The organism is uncultured Brevundimonas sp., assembly GCF_937870815.1.
In the GTDB taxonomy this organism is placed as follows: domain Bacteria; phylum Pseudomonadota; class Alphaproteobacteria; order Caulobacterales; family Caulobacteraceae; genus Brevundimonas.
Map to the genome: position 1 here is coordinate 1 of NZ_CALMZS010000112.1, position 1,651 is coordinate 1,651.

General features: G+C 68.3%; 2 protein-coding genes. Both read left to right on the plus strand.

The window, feature by feature from the left end; genetic code table 11:
- Positions 1 to 648: aminotransferase class I/II-fold pyridoxal phosphate-dependent enzyme (locus Q0588_RS07190; protein WP_298745087.1), on the plus strand; the 648-nt coding region annotated here is incomplete at its 5' end.
- Positions 649 to 659: 11 nt separating this feature from the next.
- The coding region (gene tdh, locus Q0588_RS07195; protein WP_366872720.1) for an L-threonine 3-dehydrogenase at positions 660 to 1,651 on the plus strand (992 nt) is incomplete at its 3' end.

Sequence of the window (1,651 nt, forward strand, 5' to 3'; positions counted from 1 at the left end):
GCCTTCTCGATGGACGGCTATATCGCCAGGCTGAAGGACATCCGCGCCCTGGCCGACAGATATTCGGCCCTGATCATGGTCGACGACTGCCACGCCACCGGCTTCCTCGGCCCGCAGGGGCGCGGCTCCTACGCCCATCACGGGGTCGAGGTCGACTTCGTCACCGGCACCTTCGGCAAGGCGCTGGGCGGGGCCATGGGCGGCTTCATCTGCGCGACGTCGGAGGTCGTGGCCCTGCTGAAACAGCGGGCGCGGCCCTATCTGTTCTCCAACGCCCTGGCCCCCGCCGTCTGCGGCTCGAGCATGGAAGCCATCCGCATCGCCGGCGGCGACGAGGGCGACGCCCTGCGCACCCGGCTGTTCGCCAACGCCGCCCGCTACCGCGCCGCCATGACCGGGGCCGGCTTCAACCTGCTGCCGGGCGAGCACCCGATCATCCCGGTCATGCTCGGCGACGCCAAACTGGCCCAGGACCTGGCCGCCCGCATGCTGGAGCTCGGCGTCTATGTCATCGGCTTCAGCTTCCCGGTGGTGCCGCGCGGCCAGGCCCGCATCCGCACCCAGATGTCGGCGGCCCACAGCTTCGAACAGATTGATCAAACGGTCGCGGCGTTCACGACGGCCGGTCGCGAATTGGGAGTTATCTGATGGCGGACACCATGAAGGCCCTGGCCAAGACCAAACCCGGCGTCGGCCTCGACCTGATCGACGCCCCCATCCCCGTCGCCGGTGACGAGGATGTGCTGATCAAGGTGCGCCGCACCGCCGTCTGCGGCACCGACATACACATCTGGAACTGGGACGAGTGGTCACAGAAGAACGTCCCCGTGCCGATGATCACCGGCCATGAATTCTCCGGCGAGATCGTCGCCATCGGCAAGGACGTCGACCGCCGCCTCAAGGTCGGCCAGCGGGTCTCGGCCGAGGGCCATGTCATCGACCTCAACTCGGAAGCGGCCCGGGCCGGCCATTTCCACCTCGACCCCCACACCCGCGGCATCGGCGTCAACCGTCAGGGGGCCTTCGCCGAATTCGTCGTCGCCCCGGCCTTCAACGTCATCGAGCTGCCCGACGACGTGCCGTGGGAGATCGGCGCCATCCTCGATCCGTTCGGCAATGCGGTGCACACGGCGCAGCAGTTCGACCTGCTCGGCGAGGATGTGCTGGTCACCGGGGCCGGGCCGATCGGCATGATGGCCGCCGCCGTCGCGCGCCACGCCGGCGCCCGCACCGTGGTCCTGACCGACATCAACGACTTCCGGCTCGAGCTGGCCCAGAAGGTGGCGCCGGGCGTGCGCACCGTGAACACCAGCCGCGAGGACCTGCATGACGTCATGCACGAGCTCGGCCTCAAGGTCGGCTTCGACGTGGCCCTGGAGATGTCCGGCTCGCCGATCGCCTTCAGACAGTGCGTCGACACCCTGATCATGGGCGGCGGCCTGGCCATGCTGGGCATTCCGTCGAAGCCGATGGAGACCGACTGGGGGGCGATCATCCTCAAGGCCCTGACCATCAAGGGCGTCTACGGCCGCGAGATGTTCACCACCTGGCGCAAGATGCTCGGCCTGCTCAAGGCCGGCCTCGACCTGACCCCGCTGATCACCCACCAGATGAGCTACCAGCGCTTCGAGGAGGGCTTCGAGGCCATGCG